This is a genomic window from Streptomyces sparsus, from assembly GCF_054776295.1.
In genome coordinates this window covers 1-4,726 of sequence record NZ_BAAHCA010000349.1, presented here as the reverse complement: position 1 = coordinate 4,726, position 4,726 = coordinate 1, and the positions used below count along the sequence as shown (strand labels likewise).

4 protein-coding genes are annotated in these 4,726 nt (G+C 74.3%); 1 reads left to right on the top strand and 3 read right to left on the bottom strand.

What is annotated here, in order from left to right; all coding sequences use genetic code 11:
* The 3 genes from ACYVE9_RS16085 to ACYVE9_RS16075 form a co-directional block, all read right to left on the bottom strand.
* A partial coding sequence (locus ACYVE9_RS16085) for a xanthine dehydrogenase family protein molybdopterin-binding subunit (RefSeq protein ID WP_461028542.1) occupies positions 1-2,264 on the bottom strand: 2,264 nt, incomplete at its 3' end.
* Positions 2,261-2,827: a (2Fe-2S)-binding protein gene (locus tag ACYVE9_RS16080; protein WP_461028541.1), complete on the bottom strand. Its 567-nt coding sequence runs from the start codon at positions 2,825-2,827 to the stop codon at positions 2,261-2,263. The genes ACYVE9_RS16080 and ACYVE9_RS16085, both read right to left, overlap by 4 nt.
* Entirely contained in the window at positions 2,818-3,714 is an 897-nt protein-coding gene (locus ACYVE9_RS16075) for an FAD binding domain-containing protein (RefSeq protein ID WP_461028540.1), read from the bottom strand. The genes ACYVE9_RS16080 and ACYVE9_RS16075 overlap by 10 nt, the downstream gene beginning before the upstream one ends.
* Positions 3,715-4,155: 441 nt before the next feature.
* On the opposite strand from ACYVE9_RS16075, the gene ACYVE9_RS16070 reads away from it, so the two are divergent.
* On the top strand, positions 4,156-4,726 hold a 571-nt coding region (locus ACYVE9_RS16070), incomplete at its 3' end, for a PucR family transcriptional regulator ligand-binding domain-containing protein (protein WP_461028539.1).

Here is a 4,726-nt window from a genome sequence, read left to right as displayed (position 1 = left end):
CGGCCGGTGGCGGCCCCGAAGGCGGCGGCGACGGCGGCCGGGGTGACGACCACGGGTACCGCGCTGACCGACTTGGCGCCGAAGGGGGCGACCACGTCGCGCTCCTCGACCAGCTTGACGAGGCGCAGCGCCGGGGCGTCCAGCGCGGTCGGCAGCGGATAGCCGGTGAGGTCGGGGTGCCGGACGACACCCTTGGCGACGCGCAGGTGCTCGAACAGCGCGGCGCCCATGCCCTGCACGAGGCCGGCCTCGATCCTGGCCCTGACCTGCTCGGGGTTGAGCACCCGGCCCACGTCCTGCGCGATCGCCAGCTCGACCACCCGGACCGTGCCCAGCTCCACGTCCACGTCGACCACCGCGCGCACCGCCGCGTAGGCCATGCCGACGAAGGCGTCACCCTGGCCGGTGTCGTCCAGCGGTTCGGTGGGGTGCGGGCGGCACTGCGCGGTGGCCCACAGCTCCTTGCCCTCCAGCGCCTCGGCGACGGTGGTGGACAGCACGCCGTCGTAGGAGGTGATCTTGCCGTCGGCGATGCTGAGCAGTTCCGCGGACATGCCGAACGTGGCCGCCAGGGGCTGGAGGAGCTGGGTGCGGACCATCTTCGCGGCCCGCTCCACCGCGCCGCCGGAGACCCAGGTGTGCCGGCCGCGGGCGGCCGGGCCGGCGGGCGGCTGGTCGGTGTCGACGGGCGCCACGTGCACCTCGTCCACGCCGAGCGTCTCCTGCACGATCTGGCGGGCGAGCGTCGCGAAGCCCTGGCCGGTGTCGACCGCGGCGCACAGCACCGTGGCCACGGGTCCGTCGACCTTGACGGTGGCGGTGGAGACCTCGTCGGCGCCCTCCGCGCCGAGCACGTTGACCATGCCCAGCGCGTAGCCCACCCCGCGGCGGACGGCGGACGGCTCCCCGGCGCCCTCCGGGCCGCCCGGGAGCAGCCACTCCTCCTCCGGGAGTTCGCTGGGCAACGCGGGCAGCGGGGCCTCGCGGACCGCCCGCAGCAGCTCGGCGACGGGCGCGGGGCAGGTGACGGTCTGCCCGGTGGGCAGCAGGTCGCCCGTCCCCATGACGTTGCGCGCCCGCAACTCGGCCGGTTCCAGGCCCAGTTGCGCGGCGAGTTTGTCCATCTGGCCCTCGTAGGCGGCACAGACCTGCATGGCGCCCTCGCCGCGGACGTGGCCGGCGGGCGGGTTGTTGGTGCGCACCGCCCAGCCGTCGACCACCGCGTGCGGCACCACGTAGGGCCCGGCGGCGAACGAGACGGCGGCGGCCAGTGCCTCCGCCGAGCCGTCCGCGTAGGCGCCGGCGTCCATCAGGATCTGCGCCTCGACCTTGAGCAGCCGGCCCTCGCTGTCGGCGTGGTGGCGGTACCGCAGCAGCGTCGGGTGCCGGTGGGCGTGCCCGAGGAAGGACTCCTCGCGGCTCGCGGCGAGCTTCACCGGGCAGCCGGTGCGCATCGCCAGCAGTCCCAGCGGCAGCTGGATGCCCAGGTCCTCCCGGTCGCCCATCGCGCCGGGCACGCCGGTCACGACGACCTTGACCTGCTCGGGGCAGAGCCCGAAGCAGGCAGCCGCGAGGTCGCGGTCGGTGTGCGGGTCGGTGGAGGCGGTGTAGATCTCCACGCCGCCGTCCGGCCGGGGCACGGCGAGGCCGGCCTCGGCGCCGATCGGCGCCGGGTCCTGGCGGCCGACCCGGTACAGGCCCTCGACGACGACGTCACCGGTGACGTCCGGGTCTCCGTAGCGCAGCGGGATGTGCCGGATCAGGTTGCCGTCGGGGTGTATCGGCTCGGCTTCGAAGGACTTCTCCGGGTCGGTGACCGGTTCCAGCACCTCGTACTCGACGGCGATCGCGGCCACCGCGAGACGCGCGGTGTCGGGGTGGCCGGCGGCGACCGCCGCGACCGGTTCGCCGTAGTGCCGCACGAGTTCCCGGGCGAACGCCGGGCGGTCGGCGGCGCTGCGGCCGTGGTTGGCGTCGCCGGGCACGTCCTCGTGCGTGATGACGGCCCGCACGCCGGGCATCGCGGCGGCCTCGGAGGTGTCCACCGACAGGATGCGGGCGTGCGGGTGGGGGGCGCGCAGCACGGCCGCCCACAGCAGGCCCTCGGCCCACAGGTCGGCGGCGTAGGGGTAGGTGCCCTGGGCCTTGGCGGGCGCGTCGGCCGGCAGCAGTGAGGTGCCGAGGCCGTGCGGCTCGGCGGAGACCGGCGGCGGCAGCGCGGTGCTCCCCGTCGGGGTCGCGGTCACGGCATCGCTGGACGTCACTGCACGCCTCCCTCGTCACCGGGTCCGGGCTGCCGGGGGATCTGGGCGTCACCCGGCTCGCCCTGGGCCTCGACTGCTTCCGCCGCGGCACGCTGGGCGGCGGCCCGTCCGGCCGCCACCTCCCGTACCGCTTCCAGCACGCCCCGGTAGCCGGAGCAGCGGCAGAGGTTGCCGCAGAGCGCCTTGCGGGTCTCCAGCTCGGTGGGGGCGTGGTTGCCCTCGAGCAGGTCGTGCACGGTCATCGCCATGCCGGGGATGCAGAACCCGCACTGCACGCCGCCGCGTTCGGCGAGTGCGCGCTGCACGTCGGAGGGGGCGCCGGGGGTGCCGAGCCCTTCGACCGTGCGGATCTCGGAGCCGGCCGCGGTCACGCCGGGGACCAGGCAGGACGCGACGAGCCGGCCGTCGACCTGGACGGAGCAGGCGCCGCACTCGCCCTGCTCGCAGGCGTTCTTCGAGCCGGGCAGCCCCATGCGCTCCCGCAGGACGTAGAGCAGGCTCTCGCCTTCCCAGACGTCGTCGGCCTCGTGCGGCCGTCCGTTGACGTGGAAGTTCACGCGCACTGTGCGCCTCCTTCGGTGCGGCGGGCGCCGCGGTAGGCGTCCCAGGTCCAGCCGAGAGTGCGGCGGGCCATGACGCCCACCGCGTGCCGCCGGTACTTCGCGGTGCCGCGGACGTCGTCGATCGGGTTGCAGGCGCCGGCGGCCAGTTCGGCGAACTGCCGGGCGACGGACGGGGTGATGGTCTTGCCGCTCTCCCAGAAGCCGCCGTCGGCCAGTGCCGCGTTGAGGAAGTCCTCGGCGGCCCGGGCGCGGACCGGGGTGGGCGCGGCCGAGCCGATTCCGGTGCGGACCGTTCGGCTGTCCGGGTGCAGGGCGAGACCGAACGCGCAGACCGCGATGACCATGGCGTTGCGGGTGCCGACCTTGGAGAACTGCTGCGGGCCGGCGGCCTTCTTGATGTGCACGCACCGGATCAGTTCGTCGGCGGCCAGCGCGTTGCGCTTCACGCCGGTGAAGAAGGAGTCGATGGGGATGAACCGGGTGCCGCGCACCGACTGGACCTCGACCTCGGTCCCGGCCGACAGCAGTGCCGGGTGCGAGTCACCGGCCGGGGACGCCGCGCCCAGGTTGCCGCCCACACTGCCGCGGTTGCGGATCTGCGGGGAGCCCACGGTGTGGCCGGCCAGGGCGAGGCCGGGCAGTTCGGTGCGCAGGTTCTCGATGATCCGCGTGTAGGGCACGGCGGCGCCGAGCCGGACGTTCTCCTCGCCGACCTCCCACTCGTGCAGTTCGCCGACGCGGTTCAGGTCCAGCAGGTACTCGGGGCGTCGGTGGTCGAAGTTGAGTTCGACCATGACGTCGGTGCCGCCCGCGATGGGCACAGCCGTGGGGTGCTCCGCCTTCGCGGCGAGCGCCTCCTCCCAGCTGGCGGGGCGCAGGAAGTCCATGGTGTTCCTTCTCGGATCGCTCGCGGGTGCGGTGGGGGCCGCCGTCGCTGCTTCTGCTGCTTCTGGCTCGGGTGGTGCGGGTGGTGTTGTGTGCTGGTGGTGCTGATGCTGTCCGTCGCGCTGTGGGGTCGCCCGCCTTCCAGGGGACGCTCGCGTCCCTGTGGGGTGCGCGCCGTGCGGGGTGCTCGCGTTGCCGGTGGTGCCGTCGGAGCGAGTCTCCACGTTCCGGGGCGCCTGTTCACGCGCTGTTCATCCGGTGTGGCCCAAGTAGACCGGTCGGCGGACAGCCGGTGCAGTCACCGAACGTATGAAGCAATTGGCTGGTCGGGCGCCCGGTCTTGTAGATTCGGACAAAGAGCGGGACGAGCGTGCGGAAATGTCGTCCCGCGGAGGCCGCCGGGCAGCACAGCGGTCACACACGAGGGAACGGTGGGCGACGACATGCGGTTGCGTGCACTGCTGGAGACCGGATCGCTGGGCCTTCGGCTGCTCGGCGGCGAGGACGAGCTGGAACGCACGGTACGGGGGGTCATGACCACCGACCTGCGCGATCCCAGTCGCTATCTGACCGGTGGCGAACTGGTGCTGACGGGCCTGGCCTGGCGCCGGGAGGCGGCCGACTCGGAGCCGTTCGTCCGAGCGCTGGCCGCCGCGTCGGTCGCCGGGCTCGCCGCGGGCGAGGCCGAGCTGGGCCCGATCCCGGACGACCTGGTGGCGGCCTGCGCCAAGCACCGGATGCCGCTCTTCGCCGTCGACGAGGACGTCGCCTTCGCCACCATCACCGAGCACGTGGTGCGCCAGGTCTCCGGCGAGCGGGCCGGTGACCTGGCGGCCGTCGTGGACCGGCACCGGCGGATGATGACGTCCGGACCGGCCGGCGGCGGCCCCGACGTCGTGCTCGACCTGCTCGGCACCGACCTCGACCTCCGGGCGTGGGTGCTCTCACCCACCGGACGGCAGGTCGCCGGGTCCGGCACCCACACGCCGGCACTGCCGCCCGCGGTGCGCGCCC

Bases quoted from the DNA above. Each gene is read 5' to 3' on its own strand.
- ACYVE9_RS16075 (WP_461028540.1), bottom strand. From the start codon at position 3,714: ATGGACTTCCTGCGCCCCGCCAGCTGGGAGGAGGCGCTCGCCGCGAAG.